The sequence below is a fragment of the Stenotrophomonas maltophilia genome (assembly GCF_006974125.1).
GTDB classification, from domain to species: Bacteria; Pseudomonadota; Gammaproteobacteria; order Xanthomonadales; family Xanthomonadaceae; genus Stenotrophomonas; species Stenotrophomonas maltophilia_O.
This window is the reverse complement of record NZ_CP037858.1, coordinates 1,027,326-1,051,813: the sequence shown is the minus strand read 5'-3', so window position 1 is coordinate 1,051,813 and position 24,488 is coordinate 1,027,326. Positions and strand designations below refer to the sequence as shown.

The following is a 24,488-nucleotide window of genomic DNA, read 5'->3' as shown; positions in this document are numbered from 1 at the left end:
TCAGTTGGCCCAGACGCTGTTCGGATCGCCGTTGCGGGCGCGACGCTGGCTGGCGACTGCCAGGCGGGCGAAGCCAAAGGCCATGGCCAGCGCGATGGCATCGATCCAGAACAGCGGCCAATGGCCCTGCGCGGCGGCGCGCCACAGCCAGTCGCCACTGAGTGCGCCGTGCAGGATCGGCACCAGCGCGGTGCTGATCGCCGCAGCCCACAGCAGCTCGCGTGCGGCCTGTGCCGGGCGGCGCAATGCCGCCCACAACGCACAGACTGCCCAGCTGCCGAAGCAGGCCCAGCGGATGCCGTGATCGACCGCCGCCGGTGCCAGCCGTTCCAGCACCAGCGCGCTGGCGAATGCCACCGAGATCGCCACGCACAGGCCGATGCACACGCCGACCGTGGCCCGCGCCATGTTCACACCGGCGCGTGGCTGCTGCGGCTGGCGTCGCTTGCGCCGCGACTCGATCCACAACAGGTTGCCGGAGTAGAACAGGAAGGCACCGCCAAGGCCGAGCAGGAAATACAGCCAGACCACCACGCCGTTGCCGAACTCGCCGAAGTGCAGCGCATAGGCGGCGCTGAGCGTGGCGTGGTTGGCGTCACGCTGGCCCGGCAGCTGGGTCGCCAGTACATTGCCGGTGGCAACGTCCAGCGCCACAGCGCCGAGTGGGCCGAGCGTGCCAGTGGATTCACCGGTGATCTCGATGGTGGCGTTGGCGTCGCCGGCGTTGGCCAGCTTCAGGTAGGCCGGCTCGAAGCTGGTCACGCCCTGCGCGCGCGCTACTTCCAGCGCCCGCGCATGCAGCACGCGCAGGCTGCCCGGCGGCGACGGAATGCCGGTGGCTTCCCGGACCGGCGCGGTGTCCATTGCTGTTGGCACCGCCTGCAGGGCCTTGCCGTCGAAGATCAGCGGGTTGAGCAGGGCCATCTGCACGAATACCAGGCAGAGCAGGGCGCCGGTCACCGCGAACATCAGGTGGAAGGGCAGGCTCAGCACGCCGATCACGTTGTGCGCGTCCTGCCACAGCTGCTTCAGGTTGCGGCCCGGACGCAGAGCGAACAGGTCACCGAACAGCTTCGGCAGATGGATCACCAGGCCGCTCAGCAGCGCCATGCCATACAGCAGGCTGACAATGCCCATCACGTAGATGCCGGCCACCGGCAGGCCCAGGCTGTAATGCAGCTCGTTGACCAGTTCCGCCAGCCCGGTCTGCGGTGGTGTGGGGCTGCCGGCGATCTGCCCCGGCCAGGCGTAGCGCCAGCTGCCGTCATCGGCCTGCCAGTACGCCAGAGGTTGCGGATGGTCGGCGCCGGGGAAGGTCATGCCGACGTGGCGGCGGGCTTCCGGATGTGTGGCCAGCACGTCCTCCAGCAGGTACTGCGCATCGTCCAGCCCGGCCGGCAGCGCGGTGGCTGCGCCAGGCGTCTGCCACAGCGGCAGGTCGTGGTGGAACAGGGTCAACGCGCCGGCATAGAAGGCCACGAACAGGCCGAAGCCGGCCACCAGGCCGACCCAGGTGTGCAGGGTGGTGAACGTGCGCAGGGTCTGAGAGCTGAATTTCATGGGGCGGGTCTCATTGCACTGCGCCGGTCAGGCGCAGCAGCCCGAGCACGGCGAAGCCGGCGGCGGCGCTGCCGGCCAGCACCAGCCAGGCGCGCAGCGCGCTGCGGAAACTGAACGCCCACAGGGCGGCCAGCATCCACAGCGGGATGAAGGCGATCAGGGTCGGTACCAGCGCCCGCTGCCAGGGGCCGGGCGGCAGCCATGCCAGCAGACCGGTCGCGGCCGCGGCGAGGAGGAAGCCGGCGACGATGCCAGCGAAGGCGCGCGGCCACATCAGGGCGACTCCGGGCCGGGACGGTGCCAGGCGGCCAGCGCCGGTAGCAGCATGGCGGCCAGCATCCAGGTGCACAGCATCGCCACCAGGCCTGCGGCAAAGCCGAGCTCGGCCATCCACAGCCACAGCGCGGCGGCAGCGGCGACCAGGCCGATCTGGCGGCCCAGGCGGCCGGCGCGGCGCAGGCGCGGCCAGCGGCAGTGCGGCGAGGCGGCATAGAAGGCCAGCGCCGAGAACATCGCTGCCAGCATGCCCAGGCTGCAGAAGCCGAGCGTGGAAAGGCCGACGGTGATCATCGCGGGCGGCCGGCGCGGCAGCGGGCCGGCGAACGCGGGGCACGGGCGGGGCCGGCGGGAGCCGGTCGGAGCGGGTGGCGCATCACGGGGTCCTGGGGGAAAGCGGGCAGGCTGGCACGGGGCGGCCTGCGCCGACATGGTAATCATTGCAATTTCACGCCGCCAGCGAGACCCATTCAGGGGACCGTACGGTGGGCCTTGGGCTTTCCCGTGCACTGGTTTAAGATCATCGCCGAACCCTGACTGGAACAAGGTGGCCCGCGCCCAGCGCCGGCCGAGCGTGTGACATGAGCACTACCACCGCCCACTGTTGACCTGCCCCCGAAGGCCCTGTGTTCCAGGCGCCCTCGCGGCGCTTTTTTATTGCCCGGGCGCCGCCCCGGGAACGCTTTCCAGCCCGCCCCGCGGGCCCCGCACGAAGCCACTGCGATGATCAACATTACTCTTCCCGACGGCAGCCGCCGCGAATTCGAAAACCCCGTCAGCGTCATGGACGTCGCCCAGTCGATCGGCGCCGGCCTGGCCAAGGCCACCATCGCCGGTGCCGTGGATGGCGTGCTGGTCGATGCCAGCGACGTCATCGACCACGATGCCAGCCTGCGCATCATCACTGCCAAGGACGAGGAGGGCGTGGAGATCATCCGCCACTCCTGCGCCCACCTGGTCGGCCACGCCGTCAAGCAGCTGTACCCGGACGTGAAGATGGTGATCGGCCCGGTGATCGCCGAAGGCTTCTATTACGACATCTACTCCGAGCGCCCGTTCACCCCGGACGACATGGCCGCGATCGAGAAGCGCATGGGTGAGCTGATCGCCCAGGACTACGACGTCATCAAGAAGATGACGCCGCGCGCCGAAGTGATCGAGATCTTCAAGTCCCGCGGCGAGGACTACAAGCTGCGCCTGATCGAGGACATGTCCGACGACATCCAGGCGATGGGCATGTACTACCACCAGGAATACGTGGACATGTGCCGCGGCCCGCACGTGCCGAACACGCGCTTCCTGAAGGCCTTCAAGCTGACCCGCATCTCCGGCGCCTACTGGCGCGGCGACGCGCAGAACGAGCAGCTGCAGCGCATCTACGGCACCGCCTGGGCCGACAAGAAGCAGCTTGAGGCGTACATCAAGCGCATCGAAGAAGCTGAAATGCGCGACCACCGTCGCATCGGCAAGCAGCAGGACCTGTTCCACCTGCAGGAAGAGGCGCCGGGCCTGGTGTTCTGGCATCCGAAGGGCTGGGCGCTGTGGCAGGTGGTCGAGCAGTACATGCGCAAGGTCTACCGCAACAGCGGCTACGGCGAAGTGCGCTGCCCGCAGATCCTGGACGTGAGCCTGTGGAAGAAGTCCGGCCACTGGGACAACTACCAGGACAACATGTTCTTCACCGAGTCGGAGAAGCGCACCTACGCGGTCAAGCCGATGAACTGCCCGGGCCACATCCAGGTGTTCAACCAGGGCCTGCACAGCTACCGCGACCTGCCGATCCGCTACGGTGAGTTCGGTTCCTGCCACCGCAACGAGCCGTCCGGCGCGCTGCATGGCATCCTGCGCGTGCGTGGTTTCACCCAGGACGACGGCCACGTGTTCTGCACCGAGAGCCAGATCGAATCGGAAGTGACGGCGTTCCACCAGCAGGCGCTGGCGGTCTACCAGCACTTCGGTTTCGACGAGATCCAGATCAAGATCGCCCTGCGCCCGGAATCGCGCCTGGGCGACGACGCCACCTGGGACAAGGCCGAAGGCGCGCTGCGCTCGGCGCTGACCGCCTGTGGCGTGGAATGGCAGGAGCTGCCGGGCGAGGGCGCCTTCTACGGCCCGAAGATCGAGTACCACCTGAAGGACGCCATCGGCCGTACCTGGCAGCTGGGCACGATGCAGGTCGACTTCATGATGCCGGGCCGCCTGGGCGCCGAGTACGTGGACGAGAACAGCCAGAAGAAGCACCCGGTCATGCTGCACCGCGCCATTGTTGGCTCGATGGAGCGCTTCCTGGGCATCCTGATCGAGCACCATGCCGGCCAGTTCCCGGCCTGGCTGGCGCCGACCCAGGTCGTGGTGGCCAACATCACCGACGCCCAGGCCGACTACGTCTCGGGCGTGACCAAAACCCTTGCGGAGCAAGGCTTCCGCGTCAGCTCGGATTTGCGTAACGAGAAGATCGGCTATAAAATCCGCGAGCATACGTTGCAGCGCGTGCCCTACCTGCTGGTCATTGGTGACCGCGAGAAGGAAAATGGGGCTGTGGCGGTGCGTACGCGTTCTGGCGAAGACCTGGGCAGCATGAGCCTGCAGGCCTTCATCGAGCGGCTCCACGCCGAGGGCGCGTAAGCAAAGGTCCGGTCCGGGGGCACAGGCACCCGGGCCGGTTCGATACCCTTGGGAGAACGTAATATCAGCACCCCTGACAACAAACAGAACCGCAAGAATCAGGAAATCCGTGTGCCGCGCGTCCGCGTGATCGGCAGTGACGGAGAAATGATCGGCGTGTTGTCGCGCGACGAAGCGCTGTCCATGGCCGAAGATGAAGGCCTGGACCTGGTCGAAATCCAGCCGCAGGCCGATCCGCCGGTCTGCAAGATCATGGACTTCGGCAAGTTCAAGTTCGAAGCGCAGAAGAAGGCCAGCGAGGCCAAGAAGAAGACCAAGCAGGTCGAGATCAAGGAAGTGAAGTTCCGTCCGGTCACGGACGAGGGCGACTACCAGATCAAGCTGCGCAAGATGCGCGGTTTCCTTGAGGAAGGCGACAAGATCAAGGTCAACATCCGCTTCCGTGGCCGTGAAATGAGCCACCAGGAACTGGGTCGCGAGATGGCCAACCGGATCGAGACCGATCTGGGCGAGGACATCGTCATCGAATCCCGTCCGCGCCTGGAAGGGCGTCAGATGGTCATGATGATCGCGCCGAAGAAGAAGACCTGAGGCCTGACGGGCTGCCTTCCGGGGCGCCTGGCTGAATGGTTCAGGGTAAGGGGGCGCCGCTGGCGTCCCTTTGCTTTTGCGGCAGGCCGGTGAATTGCCGGCAAAAGGGTTGCGGGGGCTGGTGGCAGGGCGGTTTTGCCTGTATCATGCCCGGCTCGACCCACCCAGGACGGGTCGTACGCCGATCATGGCAGGACGGAAAGAGCGGCCCAGGCCGCCGCCAGATCAGTCAGAAACCAGGGTCATATCCCATCAAGGACATTGCAATGCCCAAGATCAAGACCAACCGGGCAGCGGCCAAGCGTTTCCGCAAGACCGCCTCGGGCAAGTACAAGTGCGGCCACGCCAACCGTAGCCACATCCTCACGAAGAAAGCGACCAAGCGTAAGCGTAATCTGCGTCAGACGGGCCATGTCCGTGCAGAAGACGCAGGCCGTCTGGACCGCATGCTCCCTTACCTCTGAGGAACTGAAAAATGGCACGAGTTAAGCGTGGCGTACAGGCGCGTCGCCGCCACAAGAAGATTCTGGATCTCGCCAAGGGCTATTACAACGCCCGTCGCAAGGTCTTCCGCGTCGCCAAGCAGGCGGTCATCAAGGCACAGCAGTACGCCTACATCGGCCGTAAGCAGAAGAAGCGCAACTTCCGTTCGCTGTGGATCACCCGTATCAATGCGGCTGCCCGCATCAACGGCCTGAGCTACAGCCGCTTCATGAACGGTCTGCTGAAGGCCGGCATCACCCTGGACCGCAAGGTCCTGGCTGACATCGCCGTGCACGACGCAGCCGGTTTTGCTGCGCTGGCCGAAAAGGCCAAGGGCGCGCTGGCGGCATAAGTCCTTCCCGATGCCGTAACCGTTCACTCGGAACGGTGTCAGGTCAAGGCAATGCATGGGGAAGGGCGCAAGTCCTTCCCCATTCTTTTTTGGGTCCCGGCGAGGCTACGACGGCAGCGCGGGGACGGCGGTGGCGACAGGGGTCGGCCCTTCGCGCATCGCGATGGCAGATCGACTGGAGTTCCGGCCCCCCATGAGCGACATCCAATCCCTCACCACCCAGGCGCTGGCCGATGTGGCCGCCGCAGAGAGCCCCGACGTGCTGGAACAGCTGCGCGTGGCCCTGCTTGGCAAGAGTGGCAGCATCACCTCGCAGCTCAAGCAGCTCGGCGCCCTGCCGGCCGACGAGCGCAAGGCCGCCGGTGAAGCGATCAACCAGGCCCGCGACGCGCTGACCCGCGCGCTGGGTGAGCGCAAGGCGTTGCTGGAAGACGCGGCACTGGATGCGCGCCTGGCTGCCGAAGCCATCGACATCACCCTGCCGGGCCGCAATGGCGACCGTGCCGGCCTGCACCCGATCACCCGCACCCTGGAGCGCATCACCGGCATCTTCGGCCGGCTGGGCTACGAGCTGTCGGAAGGACCGGAGATCGAGGATGACTGGCACAACTTCGAGGCGCTGAACTTCCCGCCGCACCACCCGGCGCGCGCCATGCACGACACCTTCTACTTCGGCGACGGCCGCCTGCTGCGCACGCATACCTCCGGTGTGCAGGTGCGCTACATGGGCGACCACGCGCCGCCGCTGCGCATGATCGCCGCCGGCAAGGTGTACCGCAGCGACAGCGACCAGACCCATTCGCCGATGTTCCATCAGGTGGAAGGCCTGCTGGTGGACGAGCATTCGACCTTCGCCGACCTGAAGGGCACGTTGGCCGAGTTCGTGCGCGCGTTCTTCGAGCGCGACTTCGAGATGCGCTTCCGCCCCAGCTACTTCCCGTTCGTTGAACCGGGTGCGGAAGTGGACATCGCCTGGCAGCAGCCCGATGGCAGCACCCGCTGGCTGGAAGTGCTCGGCTGCGGCATGGTGCATCCGAACGTGCTGCGCAATGTTGGCATCGATCCGGAGCGCTACACCGGCTTTGCCTTCGGCATGGGCGTGGAGCGTTTCGCGATGCTGCGCTACGGCGTCAACGATCTGCGCGCGTTCTTCGAGAACGACGTGCGCTTCCTGAAGCAGTTCGCGTAACGCACTAGGTAGCGCCGGGCCATGCCCGGCGGACTCAACAACGCAGGCCCAGGCGCATGCGCCGGGCCCACCAGGGTGACACCATGAAATTCTCCGAAAACTGGCTGCGCAGCCACGTCCCGACCTCCGCCCCGCGCGATGAACTGAGCGCGGTGCTGACCGCCATCGGTCTGGAAGTGGAAGAGGTGACCGCGCTTGGCGACGGCCTCGACCACGTGGTCGTGGCACGCATCGTCGAAGCCGTACGCCATCCCGAAGCCGATCGCCTGCAGGTGTGCAAGGTCGATGCCGGGCAGGGCGAGCTGCTGCAGATCGTCTGCGGCGCACCGAACGCGCGTCCGGGCCTGGTCGCGCCGCTGGCGATGGTCGGTGCGCAGATCGGCGAGCTGAAGATCAAGCCGGCCAAGCTGCGCGGCGTCGAGTCCAACGGCATGCTGTGCTCGGCCAAGGAGCTGGGCCTGGACAATGATGCGTCCGGCCTGCTGGAGCTGCCGGACGGCGCACCGGTCGGCCAGTCCCTGGTCGAGTACCTGGGGCTGCCGGACGCCAGCATCGAGATCAAGCTGACCCCGAACCGCGCCGACTGCTTCAGCCTGCGTGGCATTGCCTACGACGTCGCTGCGGCCACCCGCAGCGCAGTGCTGGATTTCGCCGCCGATGCCATTGCGCCGGTCGGCAGCCGCGAACTGTCGATCCAGCTCGACGCCGGCGCCGAAGCGCCGCGTTACCTGGGCCGCGTCATCGAAGGCGTCAACGCCGCCGCCTCGACCCCGCTGTGGATGGCCGAACGCCTGCGCCGCAGCGGCGTGCGTCCGGTCTCGCTGCTGGTCGACATCACCCAGTACGTGATGCTGGAGCTGGGCCAGCCGATGCATGCCTACGACCTCGGCACCCTGCAGGGCAGCATCGCCGTGCGTCGTTCGCGCGCTGGCGAGAGCCTGAAGCTGCTGGACGGTCGCGATGCCGCATTGGACGACAGCTTCCTGGTGGTTACCGATGCGGACCGTGCGGTCGGCCTGGCCGGCCTGATGGGCGGCTTCGACACCCGTGTCACCGATGCCACCACCGCCGTGTTCCTGGAGGCCGCGCACTTCGCTCCGGCCGCGATCATGGGCCGTGGCCGCAAGCTCGGCCTGCACACCGATGCCGGCCACCGCTTCGAGCGCGGCGTCGATCCGGCGCTGCCGCGCACCGCCATCGAATACGCCACCCGGCTGGTGCTGGACCTGGCCGGCGGTACCCCGGCGCCGGTCACCGAGGCCGTGCGCGTCGATGACCTGCCGCAGCCGGCGACGATCGAGCTGCGCCGCGCCCGCATCACCCGCGTGCTCGGTATCACCATCGACGACGCCGAAGTCGAGCGCATCCTGCGCGCGCTGGGCATGGACGTGGTCGCCACCGCCGACGGCTGGCAGGTCGCCGCGCCGAGCCGTCGCTTCGACATTGCCATCGAAGAAGACCTGATCGAAGAACTGGCCCGCATCCACGGTTACGAGCAGATCCCGACCACGCTGCCGGGCGGTGCCTCGCGCGTGGCGATGCCGAGCGAGACCCAGCTGGACGCGCTGAGCGTGCGTCGCCAGCTGGTCGCTCGTGACCAGCAGGAAACCGTCAACTTCGCCTTTGTCGACGACGCGCTGCTGACCCAGTGGCAGCTGCGCGACGGCCTGGTGCCGCTGGCCAACCCTCTGTCGGCGGAGTTGGCGGTGATGCGTCCGTCGCTGCTGCCCGGCCTGGTCGCCACGCTGGGCCGCAATGCCGCGCGCCAGCTGGGCCGCGTGCGCCTGTTCGAGATCGGCCGTGTGTTCGCCCAGCAGGCTGGCGACGGCCAGCCCGCACCGCTGGAAACCCCGCGCGTGGCCGCTGCCGTCTGTGGCGATGCGCAGGCGGTGCAGTGGGGCCTGCCGACCCGCAAGGTCGATTTCCATGACCTGAAGGGCGACCTGGAATCGTTGGCCGCCGCCAGTGGCGCGCAGCTGGAGTTCCGTCCGTCGGCCCGTGCCTACGGCCACCCGGCCCGTTCGGCCGAGGTGTTCCGTGATGGCGTGGCGATTGGCTGGATTGGCCAGGTCCACCCGCGGCTGGCCAAGGCGATGGACATCGAAGCCGATGTGTACGCCTTCGAGCTGGACCTGGAGCCGCTGACGGCCCGCCGCCTGCCGCGTGCCGGCGAGCTGTCGCGCTTCCCGGCGGTGCGTCGCGACCTGGCGTTCCTGGTGCCTGAACAGGTGGCCTGGGCCGATCTGGCGGCCACCGTCCGCCAGGCTGCCGGTCCGCTGCTGCGCGACCTGAACCTGTTCGACCGTTACGTCGGCCAGGGCGTCGAGCCGGGATTCAAGAGTCTCGCTATGGGCTTGATTTTGCAGGACAAGTCGCGCACTCTGACGGACCGCGACGTGGATGCGGTGGTGGCCGAGGCGGTCACTGCCATCGAGCGTGAACACCACGCCCGGATCCGCGGCTGAGCGGGCAGCACTCGGGGGTAGCAGGCAATGGCATTGACCAAGGCGGAGATGGCGGAAAAGCTGTTCGACGAAGTCGGTCTGAACAAGCGGGAAGCCAAGGAATTCGTCGACGCGTTTTTCGATGTGCTGCGTGAAGCATTGGAACAGGGACGTCAGGTGAAGCTGTCGGGCTTCGGTAATTTCGATCTGCGGCGCAAGAACCAGCGCCCGGGTCGTAACCCCAAGACCGGCGAGGAAATTCCGATTTCCGCCCGTACGGTGGTCACCTTCCGTCCGGGCCAGAAGCTCAAGGAGAGGGTGGAAGCTTATGCTGGATCCGGGCAGTAACCGCGAACTACCGCCGATCCCGGCCAAGCGCTACTTCACCATTGGTGAGGTCAGCGAGCTGTGCGACGTCAAGCCGCACGTCCTGCGCTACTGGGAAACCGAGTTTCCCAGCCTTGAGCCGGCCAAGCGCCGAGGCAACCGCCGCTACTACCAGCGCCATGACGTGCTGATGGTGCGGCAGATCCGCAGCCTGCTGTACGAACAGGGCTACACCATCGGTGGTGCACGCCTGCGCCTGGATGGCCCCGATGCCCGCGAGGAATCGGCGTTGAGCAACCAGATCATCAAGCAGGTGCGCATGGAGCTGGAAGAAGTGCTGCAGTTGCTGCGCCGCTGATCCCATTTCCATCGTAATCCGCTATACTTCACGGCCCGCCGCACTGGCGGGCACATCGCAGCATCAGTCGGGGCGTAGCGCAGCCTGGTAGCGCATCTGCCTGGGGGGCAGAGGGTCGTCGGTTCGAATCCGGCCGTCCCGACCACTGTGATGAATCAAGAAGCCTGCGCAGCAATGCGTGGGCTTTTTTTTGCGTGCTGCGAATGCCGATGATCAGTCTTCCGCGAAGCGATAGATGAGTTCCGGATCGCCCTCGTCCAGCCCATGCACGATGCCGCTGCCTACGAAGCCGTGGGTAGTGAGCAGGCGTTGCATGCCGATGTTGGAGGCATTGGTCGAGGTGAACAGCTTGCCGCCACCGCGCCGTGCGATCGCGTGCCGCAGCAGGATGGCGCCGATGCCCTGGCTGCGCCGTTCGCGCGCCACCATCAGCATTTCAATGAAGGCTTCGCCGAAGAAGTGTTGATGAGTGACCAGGTAGCCGACGACCTTGCCGTCCTGCTCGGCGACCTGCACGCCGCCATGTGCCAGCCAGTCGCCAATCTGCATGATCCGCCCTGGATCAATGGCTGCCACGCTGTCGAGCGCGATCAAGGCACCTGCGTCCTGGGAACTGCCGTCACGCAGGTGCGGGAAACGGGACGTCCGGCTCATCGCGGGCGCAACTGCAGCAACAGGCCGCCGCCCGACACAAAGCAGGCGAGCAGGACGGCGATCGACAGCGGCAGGTGGAATTCATTGCGACCGAACAGGGCAAACGCCAGATGGATCAGCGCCGTGCCAATGCCGAGCGCGCCACAAACCAGCGCATAGCCGCGCGCCGTCGATGTGCCCAGCAGGGTCTGGCGATAGCCCCAAAGCACGAGGCCGACCGCGAACAGATTGAACAGCAGGAAGCCCTGGATGCCACCGGGCACATGGAACATGGTCCATTCCTGCCAGAATGCAGCGTCGATCTGATGCAGGATCAACGCCAGCAGCGTCGCCAGATACCATCGTTCCATGTCGTGCTCCCTGCCATGCTGGCCATAGTCTATCGGCTCTGCCGCGCACGCACGCCTATACGCTGCAGCCAGCGCGCGGCCGGCAGTCAATACACCCGGAACTCGGCCCTGCAGCCATCGCTGACCCAGATACCACGGCGGTCCCAGCCCCAGTTGTGGTCTTCGATGCAGGTCGTCACCGATTTCTGCTTGACCATGCGCACCTCATGACGCACGCGGATGCGGCATTCCTTGTCCTTCTTTTCGTAGGACTCACAGACCAGGCGTTCACCCTCGTCGTCGCGATCACGGCCCCGGCCGCGTCCCGGCCAGCGGCCATGGTCGTCGGCGACGAACTCGGCACGGCAGCCATCGGTCACCCACAGCATGCGACGGCTCTGGCCCCAGTTCTGGTTTTCCACGCAACGGGTGACCGACAGTTGCCTGGCCAGGCGCATCGGGCCCGCGATCGGGCATTGCTCGGTCTTGTTGAACTGGGATTCGCAGCGAAGCGCGGGAATGTGCGCTGCGTCGTAATCCTGGGCGGCCACGGTGGTGGCTGCAAGCAGCATGGCCAGGGAGATGCCGCCAATGGGCAGCAGCAGGCGATGGGTCATGGGGGCCTCGTTGAGGGAGCGGGGCGGCAAGAATGACCCAGCCCGGGTCCATTGGAACGCTTCGTTCCCGACGTGGCTCAGTGGGGATTTAGTAGTGCGCGCGGGTCCATGCAGAGGCTTACATCCCGTATCATCGCTGCACATCCGATCGCATCGGGTTACACCTCATTACACGTCTTCCACGCCTGTTGGCGCGGCCTGTGGCGGCCGTCACTGGCGCGCGGCCGGGCTGTGGAGGACGATGCGCGGACCACGACGACCACAGGGGGTTGCGTTGATCAGCAGTATCGTCATTCATCGCTCGGTAGGCGCAGGCGCCGCCGAGGTGCAGGTCCTGGACACCACGTTCAAGGGCAAGCATGTGTTCGTTGCCTGGGGGCTGCGCGGGCCGGAACTGACCCGCAGCGCGGACCCGGCTGCCACTGTGGCTGCGCGCAAGGCGTTGCAGGCCGTGGCAGGCCACAGCGAGGGGCCGCGCAGCCCGGAAGTGTTCATTGCCAACCAGTCGGCGGTGGCGATCACCGTCTATCGCCTGCTCACCGAAGCGCGCTCGGGAGATGGCGTCTTTTTCCTGTGTGATTCACAGGCCGTGGTCGACTGGTTGATCACCGCGCTGGAAGTCCGCGACGCAGGCTGATTCCGCGTCGCGCATTGCGCCGTCTCAGCCGAGTGCTGCATCCACCGCAGCCAGCGCATGCAGGGTGGTGGTGTCGAACAGCGGTACTGCGCTGTCTTCCGGCCGTACCAGCAGCATGATCTCGGTACAGCCCAGGATGATCGCTTCAGCGCCGCGCTCGACCAGGCGCGCGATCACGCCGGCGTAGAGCTGCCGTGAGCGCTCGCTGACCACGCCGGCAATCAGCTCCTGATAGATGATGTCGTGCACGTTGCGGCGGTCATCGGCATCAGGCACCAGTACCTCCAGGCCGAAGCGTTCCTGCAGGCGGCCTCGATAGAAGTCCTGCTCCATGGTGAAGGCAGTGCCGAGCAGGCCCACTTTGCGCGCACCTGCCTGCAGGATCGCGGTCGCGGTCGGATCAGCGATGTGCAGCAGCGGCAGCGTGCAGGCCGCCTCGATGCGATCGGTCAGCTTGTGCATGGTGTTGGTGCAGATCAGCAGCAGGTCGGCGCCACCCGCCTGCAGGCGGCGCGCGCCATCGACCATGTGATCGCCCAGGGTGTCCCAGTCGCCGTCGTGCTGCAGCTGCTTGATACCGGCGAAATCCACCGACCACAGCAGTAGCTGTGCCGAATGCGCGCCACCGAGGCGATGCCGCACCGCCTCGTTGATGAGCCGGTAGTACTGCGCCGAGCTTTCCCAGCTCATGCCGCCGATCAGGCCAAGAGTCTTCATGCGCTGCTCCAGGGAAGAGGCTGTCATTGCAGCACAGATGGGCACGGGCGTGCGGTGCGTGCCATCTGTAACCTCCACATCCGTGCCGTGCTGTATGTGCCGCGCGGCGCGCCCACGGCCTATGCTGGTGCGGTCTTCCGAGGTGGGTGTCGAATGGCCCTGCATACCTGGTGGTGGTTCCTGGCCACGGTCTTTGTCCTGTGCGGCACGCCGGGGCCGAACATGCTGCACATCCTGGGCCGCAGCGTCGGGCTGGGTTTCCGTGGCAGCGTTCCGGCGATGGCAGGATGCCTGCTGGCGATGCTGCTGGTGCTGGCCGCGTCCGCTGCCGGCCTGAGCGCGCTGCTGCATTCCTCGCCGATGCTGTTCGAAGTGCTGCGCTATCTGGGCGTGGCCTACCTGGCCTGGCTGGGCCTGAAGGCATGGCGCGACAGCTGCCGACCTGCGCCACCGGTGACAGTGGATGCCGCAGTGCCGATGACACCGGCGCTTGGTGCCTGGACGGTGTTTCGTGGTGGGCTTCTGGTTGGCCTGAGCAACCCCAAGCTGCTGTTGTTCGCTGCTGCGTTCCTCCCCCAGTTTGTCGATCCGTCGCGCAGCCAGGCCGTGCAGTACAGCGTGCTGGTGGCCACCTTCGCCGCCTGCGAACTGTTCTGGTACGTGATGTACGCGGCGGGTGGGCACGGCCTGCGCCGCTGGCTGGCCAGGCCGTTCGCGCGGCGCTGGTTCGAGCGCCTGGTCGGAAGCGTGTTCCTGGCATTCGCGGTCGCGCTGCTGCGCTTCCGGCCGCGTTGATTCACGCCGCGCACGCGGCCTGTTCACGATTGCCGCATCGGCCAGGGCCTAGCCTGATCATCCAGTACGCAGTCCCCGCAGGGAAAGGTTTGACATGATCAAGTGGGCCATCATCTTCGCCATCATCGGTGTGATCGCAGGCGTGCTCGGCTTCGGCGGCATTGCCGGTGCCGCGGTCGGCATCGCCAAGTTCCTGTTCTGGGCCGGCATCATCATCGCCGTGGTGCTGTTCCTGCTCGGCATGACCGTAGCGAAGAAGGTCAGCTAGCGTTGATCGCGCAGCAGCGTGCTCAGTGCGCGCTGCTGCGCGAGAACAGGTTGATCACCAGTACGCCGGCGCAGATCAGGCCGATGCCGATCAACGCCGGTGCATCCAGGCGCTGCTTGAACACCACCAGCCCGATCAGCGAGATCAGCACGATGCCGACGCCGGACCAGATTGCGTAGGCGATGCCGGTCGGGATCGACTTCATGGTCATCGACAGCAGGTAGAAGCACAGCCCGTAGCCGACCAGTGCGCCCAGTGTCGGCGCCAGTCGGCTCATGCCGTCGGACGCTTTCAGCAGTGATGTGGCAATCACTTCCAGCACGATGGCAGCGGCAAGGTAGAGGTAGGGATTCATCGAGCGCTCCAGCTCACTGCGGGTCGCACAGTTTCAGGGCCTGTTCGGCCATGGCCAATGCGTTGGCACGTTCTTCCTCGTCCAGCGGACGTCCATAGGCCGTGGCCCAGTAGCCGTCGGCAGCGCAGCGCGCCGCATACAGTCGGGGATCGTTGGCTTCGTCGGCGAATTCGGCCAGCATCGCGCGCTTCCATGTACGCCAATGCGCGAGCAGGGCCGGTTCCATCAGGTTGCCCAGGGTCAGGCCGATGTCGTTGTCCTGTTCCTGCTGCAGCAGATGCTCGAAATTGGCCTGCACATAGGCGCGGCTGAAACGGCCATGGCCTTCGGGGTTTTCCTGCAGCAGGGCACGAACCCGCGTTTCGAACTCGCCGATGAGTGCGCCGATGGCTTCATCCACCAGTGCCTGCTTGCTGCTGAAATGATGGAACAACGCACCCTTGCTGACACCGGCGGCCTGCGCGACGTCCTGCACGGTCAGCGCGGCCAGGCCGTTACGGCCGATCACTTCAATGGTGGCCTGCAGCAGTGACTGGCGCACGCTGTCGGGCGCCTTGCGGCGCGAACGGGAGGGGGATGCGGACATGGCGGAAAGAAACCGACTGGACGGTACGATTGTAACGCAGGCCCCGCCGCGTTACCGCGTGCTGCCGGCCAAGGCCGGCAGCGGAACCGTCATGCGTCGATGCGGGCGAAACGCGGTTGCGGTCCGTGCTCGCCGGGCACCTGCTCGACGAACATGGCGTACGGGCGTACCCACAGGCCACCTTCGCCATACAGCGCGCGGTACAGCACCATCGGCTGCAGGGTCTCGCTGCTGCGGACGATGTCGAGCACTTCGTACTCGCCGCCCTTGAAGTGGCGGTAGCGGCCTGGGGCCAGGGGGGGTAGCGGACTCAGCTCAGCCATGGTGGGCGCGACTCACTTGCGCGCCGGGCTGGCCGGCTTTGCGCAGTAGGCATTGATGGCCTCGGCGGTATTGGCCAGGCCCTGTGCCTGCGCCAGTTCCCACGGGCGCTCGCAACGCTGGCTGTGCTCGCACCACTGGTAACCGGCCGAACCGATGCAGCCATGCGCATCGCGATCACCACCGACGACCGGTGTCGCTGGCGACGTGGCTGCCGCTTCGGCGTGCGTGGGTGCCTTGTCCGGGCTGGCGCAGGCGGCCAGGACCAGCAGGGCTGGAATCAGAAGAAGGGATTTCATCGGCGAAGCTCCGTGCCTAAAGCAACAGTGTCTGCCGCGGGTAAAACGGCAGCAAGTGCTCAGTGCAGGGCGGCGCGGATCAGTTCCTCGATCAGCACCAGATAGCTGGCCACGAAATAGAACTTCAGCAACGTCCAACGCTGCTGGGAGAAGAAGGTGCGCATGTGGAAGGGGCCCCTGTTGATGACGGTAGTGTGAAGCTCTGCCAACTCCGTGACAAGGGTCACGAAAGGGATTCACTAAACGGCCTCAGGGATGTGAGGGCGGGGCGGTCTGACAGTGTGGCGCGGCATTTTCGTACAAATCTGATGGGCCATCCCGGAGGCACTCGCTAGCCTGATGGTGTACCGGCGCTCAGGGTCTTCCGCTGCTGGCGTGCCTTCATTCCGCAGGAGTCTTCCAATGGTCATTACCGTTCAATGCAACGCCCGGCACTGGTCCGTGCTGGATCCGCAGGCGCATGACGCCACCCGTTATGCACGGGGCGCCGAGGCCTTCGATGTCGCCGCGGCGCGGGCCCTGGAACACCACCGCCGTACCGGCCAGCGCAGCACGGTACGGGTCGAGGCGCTCGGCAGTTCCGTGGACGCGCTCCACGTCGGAAGTTGACGCCATCGGCCGAGGCGCAGTCAGCCACGGTTGAGTTGTTTGAATGGGGAAAAAACCGCCATGGGGCGCCCCCCTGTGCGCCGCGCCACGAATCCCGGATGCTTGCGCCATCGTATTCATCCGGAGATTCCGATGGGCAAGGCACTCACCTGGCGCACCCTGGCCTGCACGCTGCTGCCGATGCTGGCCGCCGCAGGCGGCGCGCAGGCGCAGAGCTATGGCTACGGTTATGACGATGATCGCTATGGCGGTCGTGATGGCGGCGGCATCGTACGCTGCGAATCGATCAAGAACCGCAGCAATGAATGCCGCCTGGAAGGCCGTGCCCGGATGATCCGCCAGTTGTCGGGTTCGCCGTGTGTCGAGGGTGAGACCTGGGGGCAATCCCGCTACGGGGTCTGGGTGACCCAGGGCTGCCGGGCTGAGTTCGTTGGCGAGTACCGCCGTGGCGGTGGCTGGGGTGGTGGCCATGGCAACGGCTGGGGCAATGGCGGCAATGGCTGGGGTGGGGGTGAGGTGATCACCTGCCATTCCAACGGCCACCGCCAGGAGTACTGCGATGCCCGAATCCGTCGTGGTGTGCGCCTGGTCCGCCAGGATTCGCGCAGTGCCTGCATCGAAGGCCAGACCTGGGGCTGGGACCGCCGTGGCATCTGGGTCAGCGACGGCTGCCGGGCGCAGTTCCAGGTGAATTGAGCGCGCCACTCGAAAATCAGAATAATCTGATACAGCTCACATTTTGAACGTCGTATCTTCTGCGATCAGGGCACCCCTGCGTGCCCCTGATCCGTCGTGATGAAGTCTGCCGTAACCGGCACGCCCGTCCCGCTACCGTCGATACGCTGCCTCAAGGAGTGAGCCGCATGTTGATCCGCCTGCAATGCGAACAGCGCCAATGGCGCGTGCTGCATCCGGACCGGCCGGAGCCGATCGATTTCCGCGACGGTGCCCGGGCCTTCGACTTCGCTGAAACCCTGGCGCGCCTGCACTTTGTCGATACCGGGCAGCGCGCTGCCGTGCGCGTGGAAGCCAGCGGTGCCTTCGTGGAAGCGGTCAGCTACGGCTGAAGGCTGGGGCTCCCGGCCAGATCCTGTTTCCGGAGCCCGCTATCCACGCATGGCGTGGCTCTACTTTGTGTCTGTCTCCATGCATGGCGTGGATCGACCCCTGTTCCGCAGTAGATCCACGCCATGCGTGGATCCACTGGGTCGTGGCCGGCTCAGCCTGCCGCGCTGAGCGGCGGGGTGCCGGCGGCCAGCTGTGGCCAGCGCTTGAGTACCGCCGCGCGGATGCCCGCGGCATCGATACCGGCTTCGGCCAGCAGGTCCTCGCGGCTGGCATGGTGCTGGTAGCTGTCGGGCAGGCCCAGGTGCAGGATCGGGCGCAGCACGCCCTCGGCATTGAGCAGCTCACCGACACCGGAGCCGGCGCCACCGGCCACCACGTTGTCTTCGATCGTGACCAGGCCCTCGTGCTGAGCGGCGACAGCCAGCACCAGCTCGCGGTCCAGCGGTTTGATGAAGCGCATGTTGACCACGCTCAGGCCCAGTTCGCGACCGACCTGTTCGGCGGCGGCCACGGTGCTGCCAAAGGCCAGCAGGGCGACGCGGCTGCCCTGCTGGCGCAGCTCGCCCTTGCCGATCGGCAGGGTGGCGAGATCGGTGCCGGCTGCAACGCCGGTGCCGGTGCCACGCGGATAGCGCACAGCGGCCGGGCCCGGATGCTGCAGGCCGGTGCTGAGCATCTGGCGGCACTCGGCTTCGTTGGATGGCGCCATCACCACCAGGTTTGGCACGCAACGCAGGAAGCTCAGGTCGAGGTTGCCGGCATGGGTTGCACCGTCCGGTCCGACCACGCCGGCGCGGTCGATCGCGAACAGCACGTCCAGGTCCTGGATCGCCACGTCATGCACCAGCTGGTCGTACGCGCGCTGCAGGAAGGTCGAATAGATCGCCACCACCGGCTTGCCGCCCTGGGTCGCCATGCCGGCGGCCAGCGTGACCGCGTGCTGTTCGGCAATCGCCACGTCGAAGTAGCGCTGCGGGTATTCCTTGCTGAAACGCACCAGGCCGGAGCCTTCGCGCATCGCCGGGGTGATGCCGTACAGGCGCGGCTCGGCGGCGGCGGCATCGCACAGCCAGTCGCTGAACACATCGGTGTAGGTCGGCTTCTTGGCGCCGGCCTTGGCCACCAGGCCCTTGTCCGGATCGAACGGGCCGACGGCGTGGTAACCGATCTGGTCGCCCTCGGCCGGCTCGTAGCCCTTGCCCTTGGTGGTCATCACGTGCAGCAGCTTCGGGCCCTTGGAGGCACGCAGCGTCTTCAGCGTGGACAGCAGGGCCGGCATGTCGTGGCCGTCGATCGGGCCGGTGTAATGGAAGCCCATTTCCTCGAACATCGTGGACGGCACGAACATGCCCTTCCAGTGCTCTTCCCAGCGCTTCACGAAGCGTGCCGGGTTGTTCTTCTTGTCGCCGAGGATCTTCTTGCCGCCTTCGCGCAGCGCGTTGAGCGTGCGGCTGCCGGTGGCACGGCCGAGCATCTTGGTCAGGCCGCCGACCGCCTCGGAGATCGACATGTTGTTGTCGTTGAGGATCACCAGCAGGTTCGGTTCCGGGTCCATGCCGCCGGCGTGCATCAGCGCTTCGAAGGCCATGCCGGCGGTCATCGCGCCGTCACCGATCACCGCCACGATCTTGCGATCGTCGCCTTCGGACTGGCGCGCGATGGCCATGCCGAGTGCGGCCGAGATCGAGGTGGAGGAGTGGCCGACGCCAAAGGTGTCGTACTCGCTTTCCTCGCGCTTCGGGAATGGCGCGACGCCGTCCTTCTGCTTGACGGTATGGATCTCGTCGCGACGGCCGGTGAGGATCTTGTGCGGGTAGGTCTGGTGGCCCACGTCCCAGACCAGCTGGTCGTGCGGGGTCTGGTACAGGTAGTGCAGTGCCACGGTGAGTTCGATCACGCCCAGGCCGGCGGCGAAGTGGCCACCGCTCTTGCCGACCGATTCGATGAGGTAGGCGCGCAGCTCGTCGGCGACCGCCCTCATTTCGGATTCGTCGAACGTGCGCAGGTCATCCGGTGTCTGGATGCGCGCGAGGCGGGGATAGCGGGCAGAGTCGATCATCATGTTCGCACTTGTTCTGAACGCCCATTTTCGCCCTCAAACGGGGGTGGGGCAAGCAAACGCCGCCGCCCGTGACAGGACGGTGAGGGTTGCATTTTCGGCGATTCAGGTGCTCAGTTTTGACCGCTTCGGCAATTGCGCCTTCAGGAAGGCCATCTGGTCGGCCAGGATGTTGCGGTTGGACAGGATCAGATGCTCGATCCAGCTGGGCCGGTAGGGCACCGCCAGCAGTGGCATTCCGGCCTGCTGCGGGGTGCGGTCGCTCTTGCGCGAGTTGCAGTGGAAGCAGGCGGTGACCACGTTTTCCCAGCAGTCCAGGCCACCCTTGGACAGTGGCATGACGTGGTCGCGGGTGAGCGTGGGGCGGTTGAACTGCTGGCCGCAGTACATGCACAGGTGGGCGTCACGGGCGAACAGGGCCGGGTTGGTCAGGTTCGGCGTCGGATCGATCGCGCGGGAGCGGGCGTGGCCGCGCGCGGCGATGATCGGGTGCAGGTCCATCCCGCTCTGCAGGCCGCTGAAGCGGTTGGTACCGCCGTGGATGTGCAGGCAGGGATCGCCGAGTGTCCAGGCGACGGCTTCGCGGGCGTAGAGGCACGCCGCATCCTGCCAGGTGATCCAATCCAGTACGCGTCCGTGGGCATCAAGTGAGAGCAGCCGGACGGAACCGGGTCGATGCAGCGTCGTGGCGTTGGGCGATGCTTCGGCGCCCGGAGCAGAAAACGGAGCTCCGGCTTCGATCAGACCCAAGCGTGTAGTGTCTGTCTCCATCGGGAGAACAGCTTATACCTGAATGTTGACGATTTGTGTATCGCCTGTCGGCGATACGCAAATCGTCAACATTCAGGTCCGCGCATTCGGCATCCCAGCCCGCCGTCGGCGGGCTGGGATGCCCACGCATTCTTCCTATTCCCCGCACCTGTCGGTGCGCCCCCTTTAACAAAAGGGGGCTTTTCTCCAGAGAGATACTGGGGGCTGTCAGGTCGGGGTCGGATCCCTTTCCGCAGGAAAGGGCTCTGATCCCCCATCCACGCTTGGTGTGGATCCAACGTGTCGACCAAGGTCGACACCTACCAACAGCAGCAGAAATCTGTCAGAGGCGGGGTGGGTCCGGTTGCGGGGGCGTGAGCGCCATGGATGGCGCGACCGAGGCTACAGGGACGTACTTGCGCCGTCCCCCGCAATTGGATCCGCCTCGCCATCCCGCAGGAAGCCGGCTTTTGCGGTTGCCGGCCAGCGGCCGGCGCAACCGCGGGTGCCGGGCGCAGCCCGGCTCAGGCGCCGAAGCGCTCGTCGTCCATGGCCATCAGCGGGGCGGCACCGGCCTGGATCGCGGCGGCGTGGCTGAGGGTGCGCGGCAGCACGCGGGCGAAGTAGAACCGTGCGGTCTCGCGCTTGCCCTGGGCGAAGGCGGCGCCGTGCGCGCTGGCATCGGCGGCGGCCACGCTGCGGGCCCACCAGTAGGCCAACACCACGTAACCCGAATAGAACAGGTAGTCGTAGCTGGCCGCACCCAGTTCGTCCGGGTTGGCGGCCGCGCGCTGCAGCACGTCCAGGGTCAGCTTGCCCCATTCGGCAGCCTTGGCGCGCAGTGGGCCGATGAACTCGGCCAGCGCTTCGTTGCCTTCATGTTCCTTGGCGAAGGCTTCGATCTCGGCCAGCATCAGCTTCAGGCCGGCGCCCTGGCTGGAGGCGGTCTTGCGGCCGATCAGGTCCAGCGCCTGGATGCCGGTGGTGCCTTCATACAGCGTGGTGATGCGCGCATCGCGGGCCAGCTGTTCCATGCCGTGCTCGCGGATATAGCCGTGGCCACCGAAGCACTGCAGGGCGTTGTAGGTGTTCTCGATGCCCCATTCGGTCTGGCAGGCCTTCGAGATGGGCGTGAGGAAACTCACCAGGGTGTCGGCGCGCTCGCGCTCGGCGGCGTCCTCGGCGTGGTGGGCGACATCGATCAGGGTGGCGGCGTGCAGGGCCAGCAGGCGGCTGCCCTCGACCAGTGACTTCACCGTCAGCAGCATGCGGCGCACATCCGGGTGGACCAGGATCGGGTCGGCCGGCTTGTCCGGGAACCTGGCGCCGCTGAGGGCGCGCGACTGCAGGCGCTCACGGCTGTACTTCAGCGCGTTCTGGTAGGCACGCTCGGACAGGCCGATGCCCTGCAGGCCGACGCCCAGGCGCGCGGTGTTCATCATGGTGAACATCGCCTGCAGGCCCTTGTGCGGCTGGCCGACCAGGTAACCCTGTGCACCGTCGAAGTTCATCACGCAGGTGACCGAGCCCTTGATGCCCATCTTGTGCTCGATCGAACCGCAGCGCAGTGCGTTGCGCTCGCCGACGTTGCCGTCGCGGCCGACCTTGAACTTCGGGGTGACGAACAGCGAGATGCCCTTGGCGCCCGGAGGGGCGTCGGGCAGCTTGGCCAGCACCAGGTGCACGATGTTGCCGGTCAGGTCATGCTCGCCGGCAGTGATGAAGATCTTGGTGCCGGTGATCGAATAGCTGCCATCGGCGTTCGGCTCGGCCTTGGTCTTCAGCAGGCCCAGGTCGGTGCCGCAGTGCGGCTCGGTCAGGCACATGGTGCCGGTCCAGCGGCCCTCGATCAGCGGCTTGAGGAAGGCTTCGTGCTGCCAGGCCTCGCCGTGCTGCTTCAGTGCTTCGATGGCGCCGTGCGAGAGCAGCGGGAAGTTGCCCCACGCCAGGTTGGCGGCGTTGATCATTTCGTTGAGCGGCACGCCCAGGGTGTGCGGCAGGCCCTGGCCACCCAGTTCCGGCGAAGCGGTCAGGCCGGTCCAGCCGCCATCGACGAACTGGTCGTAGGCCTGCTTGAAGCCGGGCGGGGTGGTCACTTCACCGGTGGCCTGGTCGAGCACGCAGCCGATCTCATCGCCAACGCTGTTGAGCGGGGCCAGCACGGTGGCGCTGAAACGGCCAGCTTCTTCCAGCACGGCATCGACCACGTCGGCGGTGGCGTCGGTGAAGCCCAGGCGGGCGAACAGGGGTTCGACCTTGAGCACGTCGTGCAGGGCGAAACGGAGGTCGGAAAGCGGGGCGGTGTAGCTGCTCATCGGTACGTCTCGATTTGATCAGGGCAGGGGAGAGCGGCGCCAGGCGCCGCGACGGAAGGTGGAAATCAGCGCAGCACGCCCGGCAAGCCCGGAGCCTGGTTGAGGGTGCTGCGGCTGCTGATATCGAAGCTGCGCTGCTTCTTTTCCTGCGGCGTGGCTGCGACCGTTCCCTTCAGGCCATAGGCCAGGGTGCGGTTGCCGGCCAGTGCATCGGCCACCACCAGGCGTGCGGCCGAACTGGGTACCAGGTCGACGTTGATGACGTCGGCCGAGGTGCCTCCGATGGAAATGCCCGGCTTGGCCTGCAGGGTGCCGGCGTCGCTGTCGCCAACGGTCAGCGCCAGCGAGACATCGTCGAAGGTCATCGGCATGGAGCTGAAGTTCTGCAGGCGCAGGGCCACGGTCCAGTTGCCGTCGGCGCGCACGGTCAGCTGCTGCAGGCTGGCCGCCGGTTCCGAAACACGCTTGACGATGCCGTTGCCACAGGCGGCAAGGGCGAGGGTGCTCAGGACGATCAAGGCGATACGGAAACGGTGGAGCATGGGCGCAGGTCCTCTGGAGGCGGTGCGTTGGAATAAGCATACTACGGCGTATGGTCGTTTGGATCGCCTGTGGCGACCCGTCGCAGAGGGTAGCGCGTGAAGGTGGCGGCCGGGCATGCGCAGCGCTGGATCTTCGGGCGCACGGTGCGCGTGCGGATTGAACTGCAGTTCAATCGGCGGGCGTATCGCGAAGCGGGGACATCAGGCGCAGCGGGCCCAGGTCGTAGCCCATGGCTTCTGCTTTTTCTTTCAACTGTTCGAACCGGGTGCGATCCATTTCCGGCAGGCGCGAGAGAATCCACAGGTATTTCCGGTCCGGTTCACCAACCAGCGCCCACTGGTAGTCCGGGTCCAGCGCCAGCACCCAGTAGTCGGCCCAGACCAGTGGCACCCAGCTCAGCCAGTCCGGCACGAAGCGCACCTGCAACTGGCCGGGATGGCCGGCCACCGGGCGTGCCACGCCTTCAGCAACCACGCGTTCGCCATCGCCGTTGCGGCAGGCGTTGGTGACACTGATGCGGCCATCGCGGCGCAGCCCGTAGTTGGCGGTGATCTCGCCGACGCACTGCCTCTGGAATGACACCGGCAGGTGCGCGATCTCGTGCCACTGGCCGGCGTAGCGATCGATGTCCAGCGTATCGACCGCGCGTACCGGCTCGGCGGCGATCACCGGGGCGGTGGCCAGCAGCAGCCAGGTGAGCAGGGTGGGGCGCAGTTGCATCGGCAGGCTCCGGCAGGAATCTGCAGCGTAGGTGCCGCGCCGGGTGCCGGTGTAAATGTTTCGTCAACCAGAAGGCGGTGGCCTGGCATGGATCGACGCCATGCCTGGATAGCGGATGGCGCCAGCGCCAGGTAGATCCGCGCCATGCGTGGATGGCAGGCCGCAGACAAAAAAAGACCTGCATTTCTGCAGGTCTCTGAAACTGGTGGCCGAAGACGGAATCGAACCGCCGACACGGGGATTTTCAATCCCCTGCTCTACCAACTGAGCTACTCGGCCAAATTGTGTGGCGACCGCATTGAACGCGGTATCCGGAAAAAAAAGACCCGCATTTCTGCAGGCCTTCGAAAGTGGTGGCCGAAGACGGAATCGAACCGCCGACACGGGGATTTTCAATCCCCTGCTCTACCAACTGAGCTACTCGGCCACATGTTTCGTAGCAGCGAGGTCGCTGCCAAGGAGGCGTATATTACGGAGGTCGGCAGTCTTCGGCAAGCGTTTTGCCAAGAATTCTTCACATTGCCGTCTGCGCACCTGCAAGTACTTGATCCGCCGTCGCTGTGCAGGGTGGGAAGGGCCAGGAATCGATCCAGGCGCCCCGGCGCGATCCTGATCATCCCCTGTGGCGGAAATCAGCGGGC

The 24,488-nt window shown here is 66.2% G+C and carries 30 protein-coding genes and 3 tRNA genes; 15 read left to right on the top strand and 18 right to left on the bottom strand.

Annotated features, from left to right (window positions below; translation table 11 throughout):
- Genes EZ304_RS04905 through EZ304_RS04895 form a run of 3 tightly spaced genes read right to left on the bottom strand, consistent with a single transcriptional unit; the run spans window position 1 to window position 2,130 of the window.
- Window positions 1-1,560: a PepSY-associated TM helix domain-containing protein gene (locus tag EZ304_RS04905; protein WP_142806444.1), complete on the bottom strand. Its 1,560-nt coding sequence runs from the start codon at window positions 1,558-1,560 to the stop codon at window positions 1-3.
- A 10-nt stretch (window positions 1,561-1,570) separates the two neighbouring features.
- Window positions 1,571-1,834, bottom strand: coding sequence for a hypothetical protein (locus EZ304_RS04900; protein WP_142806443.1), 264 nt, complete (start codon window positions 1,832-1,834; stop codon window positions 1,571-1,573).
- The gene (locus EZ304_RS04895; RefSeq protein ID WP_049434122.1) at window positions 1,834-2,130 is read right to left on the bottom strand and encodes a hypothetical protein; all 297 of its coding nucleotides are present in this window, start codon (window positions 2,128-2,130) and stop codon (window positions 1,834-1,836) included. Before EZ304_RS04895 ends, EZ304_RS04900 begins: the two co-directional genes overlap by 1 nt.
- Window positions 2,131-2,559: 429 nt before the next feature.
- On the opposite strand from EZ304_RS04895, the gene thrS reads away from it, so the two are divergent.
- From thrS to EZ304_RS04850, 9 genes are all read left to right on the top strand, one after another.
- A complete protein-coding gene (gene thrS, locus EZ304_RS04890; protein WP_142806442.1) occupies window positions 2,560-4,461 on the top strand; it encodes a threonine--tRNA ligase in 1,902 nt (633 codons plus the stop codon).
- A 48-nt stretch (window positions 4,462-4,509) separates the two neighbouring features.
- A complete protein-coding gene (gene infC / locus EZ304_RS04885) occupies window positions 4,510-5,052 on the top strand; it encodes a translation initiation factor IF-3 (protein WP_079222586.1) in 543 nt (180 codons plus the stop codon).
- 266 nt (window positions 5,053-5,318) lie between these two features.
- Window positions 5,319-5,516 (top strand): 50S ribosomal protein L35, encoded by a 198-nt coding sequence (gene rpmI / locus EZ304_RS04880; protein WP_005410436.1) that lies wholly within the window; start codon window positions 5,319-5,321, stop codon window positions 5,514-5,516.
- Window positions 5,517-5,527: 11 nt separating this feature from the next.
- Window positions 5,528-5,887: a 50S ribosomal protein L20 gene (rplT, locus tag EZ304_RS04875; RefSeq protein WP_005410435.1), complete on the top strand. Its 360-nt coding sequence runs from the start codon at window positions 5,528-5,530 to the stop codon at window positions 5,885-5,887.
- Between the two features lie 193 nt (window positions 5,888-6,080).
- Window positions 6,081-7,076, top strand: a complete 996-nt coding sequence (locus tag EZ304_RS04870) for a phenylalanine--tRNA ligase subunit alpha (RefSeq protein WP_142806441.1) — start codon at window positions 6,081-6,083, stop codon at window positions 7,074-7,076.
- 83 nt (window positions 7,077-7,159) lie between these two features.
- Window positions 7,160-9,541 carry a phenylalanine--tRNA ligase subunit beta gene (gene pheT, locus EZ304_RS04865; RefSeq protein ID WP_142806440.1) on the top strand — a complete coding sequence of 794 codons (2,382 nt, stop codon included), beginning with the start codon at window positions 7,160-7,162 and terminating at the stop codon, window positions 9,539-9,541.
- Window positions 9,542-9,568: 27 nt separating this feature from the next.
- A complete protein-coding gene (locus EZ304_RS04860) occupies window positions 9,569-9,868 on the top strand; it encodes an integration host factor subunit alpha (RefSeq protein ID WP_005410432.1) in 300 nt (99 codons plus the stop codon).
- Window positions 9,849-10,205 (top strand): MerR family transcriptional regulator, encoded by a 357-nt coding sequence (locus tag EZ304_RS04855; protein ID WP_005410431.1) that lies wholly within the window; start codon window positions 9,849-9,851, stop codon window positions 10,203-10,205. Before EZ304_RS04860 ends, EZ304_RS04855 begins: the two co-directional genes overlap by 20 nt.
- Window positions 10,206-10,273: 68 nt before the next feature.
- A tRNA-Pro gene (locus tag EZ304_RS04850) sits at window positions 10,274-10,350 on the top strand.
- Between the two features lie 68 nt (window positions 10,351-10,418).
- Here EZ304_RS04850 and EZ304_RS04845 read toward each other — a convergent pair.
- From EZ304_RS04845 to EZ304_RS04835, 3 genes are read right to left on the bottom strand one after another with little or no spacing between them, the layout of a single operon-like run.
- A complete protein-coding gene (locus tag EZ304_RS04845; RefSeq protein WP_142806439.1) occupies window positions 10,419-10,859 on the bottom strand; it encodes a GNAT family N-acetyltransferase in 441 nt (146 codons plus the stop codon).
- The gene (locus tag EZ304_RS04840) at window positions 10,856-11,299 is read right to left on the bottom strand and encodes a DUF6713 family protein (RefSeq protein ID WP_260678263.1); all 444 of its coding nucleotides are present in this window, start codon (window positions 11,297-11,299) and stop codon (window positions 10,856-10,858) included. Before EZ304_RS04840 ends, EZ304_RS04845 begins: the two co-directional genes overlap by 4 nt.
- Window positions 11,296-11,805, bottom strand: coding sequence for a DUF3011 domain-containing protein (locus EZ304_RS04835; RefSeq protein WP_142806438.1), 510 nt, complete (start codon window positions 11,803-11,805; stop codon window positions 11,296-11,298). The genes EZ304_RS04840 and EZ304_RS04835 overlap by 4 nt, the downstream gene beginning before the upstream one ends.
- 241 nt (window positions 11,806-12,046) lie before the next feature.
- On the opposite strand from EZ304_RS04835, the gene EZ304_RS04830 reads away from it, so the two are divergent.
- Window positions 12,047-12,442 carry a hypothetical protein gene (locus EZ304_RS04830; RefSeq protein WP_099551917.1) on the top strand — a complete coding sequence of 132 codons (396 nt, stop codon included), beginning with the start codon at window positions 12,047-12,049 and terminating at the stop codon, window positions 12,440-12,442.
- Window positions 12,443-12,466: 24 nt separating this feature from the next.
- On the opposite strand, the gene EZ304_RS04825 is transcribed toward EZ304_RS04830, so the two are convergent.
- Window positions 12,467-13,159 (bottom strand): aspartate/glutamate racemase family protein, encoded by a 693-nt coding sequence (locus EZ304_RS04825; protein ID WP_142806437.1) that lies wholly within the window; start codon window positions 13,157-13,159, stop codon window positions 12,467-12,469.
- A gap of 153 nt (window positions 13,160-13,312) precedes the next feature.
- On the opposite strand from EZ304_RS04825, the gene EZ304_RS04820 reads away from it, so the two are divergent.
- Window positions 13,313-13,954: a LysE family translocator gene (locus EZ304_RS04820; protein ID WP_099551915.1), complete on the top strand. Its 642-nt coding sequence runs from the start codon at window positions 13,313-13,315 to the stop codon at window positions 13,952-13,954.
- 94 nt (window positions 13,955-14,048) lie between these two features.
- Window positions 14,049-14,222, top strand: coding sequence for a DUF1328 domain-containing protein (locus EZ304_RS04815; RefSeq protein WP_006380555.1), 174 nt, complete (start codon window positions 14,049-14,051; stop codon window positions 14,220-14,222).
- 22 nt (window positions 14,223-14,244) lie between these two features.
- Here the strand turns inward: EZ304_RS04815 and EZ304_RS04810 are convergent, their stop codons facing one another.
- The 4 genes from EZ304_RS04810 to EZ304_RS04795 all read right to left on the bottom strand — a co-directional run bounded on the left by EZ304_RS04810 (window position 14,245) and on the right by EZ304_RS04795 (window position 15,783).
- Window positions 14,245-14,577, bottom strand: a complete 333-nt coding sequence (locus tag EZ304_RS04810; protein ID WP_005410423.1) for an SMR family transporter — start codon at window positions 14,575-14,577, stop codon at window positions 14,245-14,247.
- Window positions 14,578-14,590: 13 nt separating this feature from the next.
- Window positions 14,591-15,163, bottom strand: coding sequence for a TetR/AcrR family transcriptional regulator (locus tag EZ304_RS04805; RefSeq protein WP_099551914.1), 573 nt, complete (start codon window positions 15,161-15,163; stop codon window positions 14,591-14,593).
- Between the two features lie 89 nt (window positions 15,164-15,252).
- Window positions 15,253-15,486, bottom strand: a complete 234-nt coding sequence (locus EZ304_RS04800; protein ID WP_142806436.1) for a DUF1653 domain-containing protein — start codon at window positions 15,484-15,486, stop codon at window positions 15,253-15,255.
- A gap of 12 nt (window positions 15,487-15,498) precedes the next feature.
- Window positions 15,499-15,783, bottom strand: coding sequence for a hypothetical protein (locus tag EZ304_RS04795; RefSeq protein WP_142806435.1), 285 nt, complete (start codon window positions 15,781-15,783; stop codon window positions 15,499-15,501).
- Window positions 15,784-16,185: 402 nt separating this feature from the next.
- Between EZ304_RS04795 and EZ304_RS04790 the strand changes: the two genes are divergently transcribed.
- The 3 genes from EZ304_RS04790 (at window position 16,186) to EZ304_RS04780 (ending at window position 17,459) form a co-directional block, all read left to right on the top strand.
- Window positions 16,186-16,392, top strand: a complete 207-nt coding sequence (locus EZ304_RS04790; protein ID WP_142806434.1) for a hypothetical protein — start codon at window positions 16,186-16,188, stop codon at window positions 16,390-16,392.
- Window positions 16,393-16,524: 132 nt separating this feature from the next.
- Window positions 16,525-17,088 (top strand): DUF3011 domain-containing protein, encoded by a 564-nt coding sequence (locus tag EZ304_RS04785; RefSeq protein ID WP_010486507.1) that lies wholly within the window; start codon window positions 16,525-16,527, stop codon window positions 17,086-17,088.
- Window positions 17,089-17,255: 167 nt separating this feature from the next.
- Window positions 17,256-17,459, top strand: coding sequence for a hypothetical protein (locus EZ304_RS04780; RefSeq protein WP_005410416.1), 204 nt, complete (start codon window positions 17,256-17,258; stop codon window positions 17,457-17,459).
- 152 nt (window positions 17,460-17,611) lie between these two features.
- Here EZ304_RS04780 and dxs read toward each other — a convergent pair whose 3' ends face one another.
- The 7 genes from dxs to EZ304_RS04745 all read right to left on the bottom strand — a co-directional run bounded on the left by dxs (window position 17,612) and on the right by EZ304_RS04745 (window position 24,274).
- Window positions 17,612-19,519, bottom strand: coding sequence for a 1-deoxy-D-xylulose-5-phosphate synthase (dxs, locus tag EZ304_RS04775; RefSeq protein WP_099551941.1), 1,908 nt, complete (start codon window positions 19,517-19,519; stop codon window positions 17,612-17,614).
- A gap of 105 nt (window positions 19,520-19,624) precedes the next feature.
- A complete protein-coding gene (locus tag EZ304_RS04770) occupies window positions 19,625-20,290 on the bottom strand; it encodes an HNH endonuclease (RefSeq protein ID WP_019336875.1) in 666 nt (221 codons plus the stop codon).
- Between the two features lie 503 nt (window positions 20,291-20,793).
- Entirely contained in the window at window positions 20,794-22,584 is a 1,791-nt protein-coding gene (locus EZ304_RS04765; protein WP_142806433.1) for an acyl-CoA dehydrogenase C-terminal domain-containing protein, read from the bottom strand.
- 65 nt (window positions 22,585-22,649) lie between these two features.
- On the bottom strand, window positions 22,650-23,126 hold the full coding sequence (locus EZ304_RS04760; RefSeq protein ID WP_049430351.1) for an LEA type 2 family protein: 477 nt from the start codon (window positions 23,124-23,126) through the stop codon (window positions 22,650-22,652).
- A gap of 169 nt (window positions 23,127-23,295) precedes the next feature.
- Window positions 23,296-23,847: a lipocalin family protein gene (locus EZ304_RS04755; protein WP_142806432.1), complete on the bottom strand. Its 552-nt coding sequence runs from the start codon at window positions 23,845-23,847 to the stop codon at window positions 23,296-23,298.
- A gap of 203 nt (window positions 23,848-24,050) precedes the next feature.
- Window positions 24,051-24,126, bottom strand: a tRNA-Phe gene (locus tag EZ304_RS04750).
- A gap of 72 nt (window positions 24,127-24,198) precedes the next feature.
- Window positions 24,199-24,274: transfer RNA gene (locus tag EZ304_RS04745), tRNA-Phe, on the bottom strand.
- Window positions 24,275-24,488 lie beyond the last annotated feature (214 nt).

Bases quoted from the DNA above. Each gene is read 5' to 3' on its own strand.
- EZ304_RS04780 (WP_005410416.1), top strand. From the start codon at position 17,256: ATGTTGATCCGCCTGCAATGCGAACAGCGCCAATGGCGCGTGCTGCAT.
- thrS (WP_142806442.1), top strand. From the start codon at position 2,560: ATGATCAACATTACTCTTCCCGACGGCAGCCGCCGCGAATTCGAAAAC.
- EZ304_RS04835 (WP_142806438.1), bottom strand. From the start codon at position 11,805: ATGACCCATCGCCTGCTGCTGCCCATTGGCGGCATCTCCCTGGCCATG.
- EZ304_RS04795 (WP_142806435.1), bottom strand. From the start codon at position 15,783: ATGAAATCCCTTCTTCTGATTCCAGCCCTGCTGGTCCTGGCCGCCTGC.
- EZ304_RS04895 (WP_049434122.1), bottom strand. From the start codon at position 2,130: ATGATCACCGTCGGCCTTTCCACGCTCGGCTTCTGCAGCCTGGGCATG.
- dxs (WP_099551941.1), bottom strand. From the start codon at position 19,519: ATGATCGACTCTGCCCGCTATCCCCGCCTCGCGCGCATCCAGACACCG.
- EZ304_RS04770 (WP_019336875.1), bottom strand. From the start codon at position 20,290: ATGGAGACAGACACTACACGCTTGGGTCTGATCGAAGCCGGAGCTCCG.
- pheT (WP_142806440.1), top strand. From the start codon at position 7,160: ATGAAATTCTCCGAAAACTGGCTGCGCAGCCACGTCCCGACCTCCGCC.
- EZ304_RS04870 (WP_142806441.1), top strand. From the start codon at position 6,081: ATGAGCGACATCCAATCCCTCACCACCCAGGCGCTGGCCGATGTGGCC.
- EZ304_RS04760 (WP_049430351.1), bottom strand. From the start codon at position 23,126: ATGCTCCACCGTTTCCGTATCGCCTTGATCGTCCTGAGCACCCTCGCC.
- EZ304_RS04845 (WP_142806439.1), bottom strand. From the start codon at position 10,859: ATGAGCCGGACGTCCCGTTTCCCGCACCTGCGTGACGGCAGTTCCCAG.
- EZ304_RS04900 (WP_142806443.1), bottom strand. From the start codon at position 1,834: ATGTGGCCGCGCGCCTTCGCTGGCATCGTCGCCGGCTTCCTCCTCGCC.
- EZ304_RS04860 (WP_005410432.1), top strand. From the start codon at position 9,569: ATGGCATTGACCAAGGCGGAGATGGCGGAAAAGCTGTTCGACGAAGTC.
- EZ304_RS04765 (WP_142806433.1), bottom strand. From the start codon at position 22,584: ATGAGCAGCTACACCGCCCCGCTTTCCGACCTCCGTTTCGCCCTGCAC.
- EZ304_RS04855 (WP_005410431.1), top strand. From the start codon at position 9,849: ATGCTGGATCCGGGCAGTAACCGCGAACTACCGCCGATCCCGGCCAAG.
- EZ304_RS04825 (WP_142806437.1), bottom strand. From the start codon at position 13,159: ATGAAGACTCTTGGCCTGATCGGCGGCATGAGCTGGGAAAGCTCGGCG.
- EZ304_RS04810 (WP_005410423.1), bottom strand. From the start codon at position 14,577: ATGAATCCCTACCTCTACCTTGCCGCTGCCATCGTGCTGGAAGTGATT.
- rpmI (WP_005410436.1), top strand. From the start codon at position 5,319: ATGCCCAAGATCAAGACCAACCGGGCAGCGGCCAAGCGTTTCCGCAAG.
- EZ304_RS04805 (WP_099551914.1), bottom strand. From the start codon at position 15,163: ATGTCCGCATCCCCCTCCCGTTCGCGCCGCAAGGCGCCCGACAGCGTG.
- EZ304_RS04815 (WP_006380555.1), top strand. From the start codon at position 14,049: ATGATCAAGTGGGCCATCATCTTCGCCATCATCGGTGTGATCGCAGGC.
- EZ304_RS04755 (WP_142806432.1), bottom strand. From the start codon at position 23,847: ATGCAACTGCGCCCCACCCTGCTCACCTGGCTGCTGCTGGCCACCGCC.
- EZ304_RS04820 (WP_099551915.1), top strand. From the start codon at position 13,313: ATGGCCCTGCATACCTGGTGGTGGTTCCTGGCCACGGTCTTTGTCCTG.
- EZ304_RS04830 (WP_099551917.1), top strand. From the start codon at position 12,047: ATGCGCGGACCACGACGACCACAGGGGGTTGCGTTGATCAGCAGTATC.
- EZ304_RS04905 (WP_142806444.1), bottom strand. From the start codon at position 1,560: ATGAAATTCAGCTCTCAGACCCTGCGCACGTTCACCACCCTGCACACC.
- EZ304_RS04800 (WP_142806436.1), bottom strand. From the start codon at position 15,486: ATGGCTGAGCTGAGTCCGCTACCCCCCCTGGCCCCAGGCCGCTACCGC.
- EZ304_RS04785 (WP_010486507.1), top strand. From the start codon at position 16,525: ATGGGCAAGGCACTCACCTGGCGCACCCTGGCCTGCACGCTGCTGCCG.
- rplT (WP_005410435.1), top strand. From the start codon at position 5,528: ATGGCACGAGTTAAGCGTGGCGTACAGGCGCGTCGCCGCCACAAGAAG.
- EZ304_RS04790 (WP_142806434.1), top strand. From the start codon at position 16,186: ATGGTCATTACCGTTCAATGCAACGCCCGGCACTGGTCCGTGCTGGAT.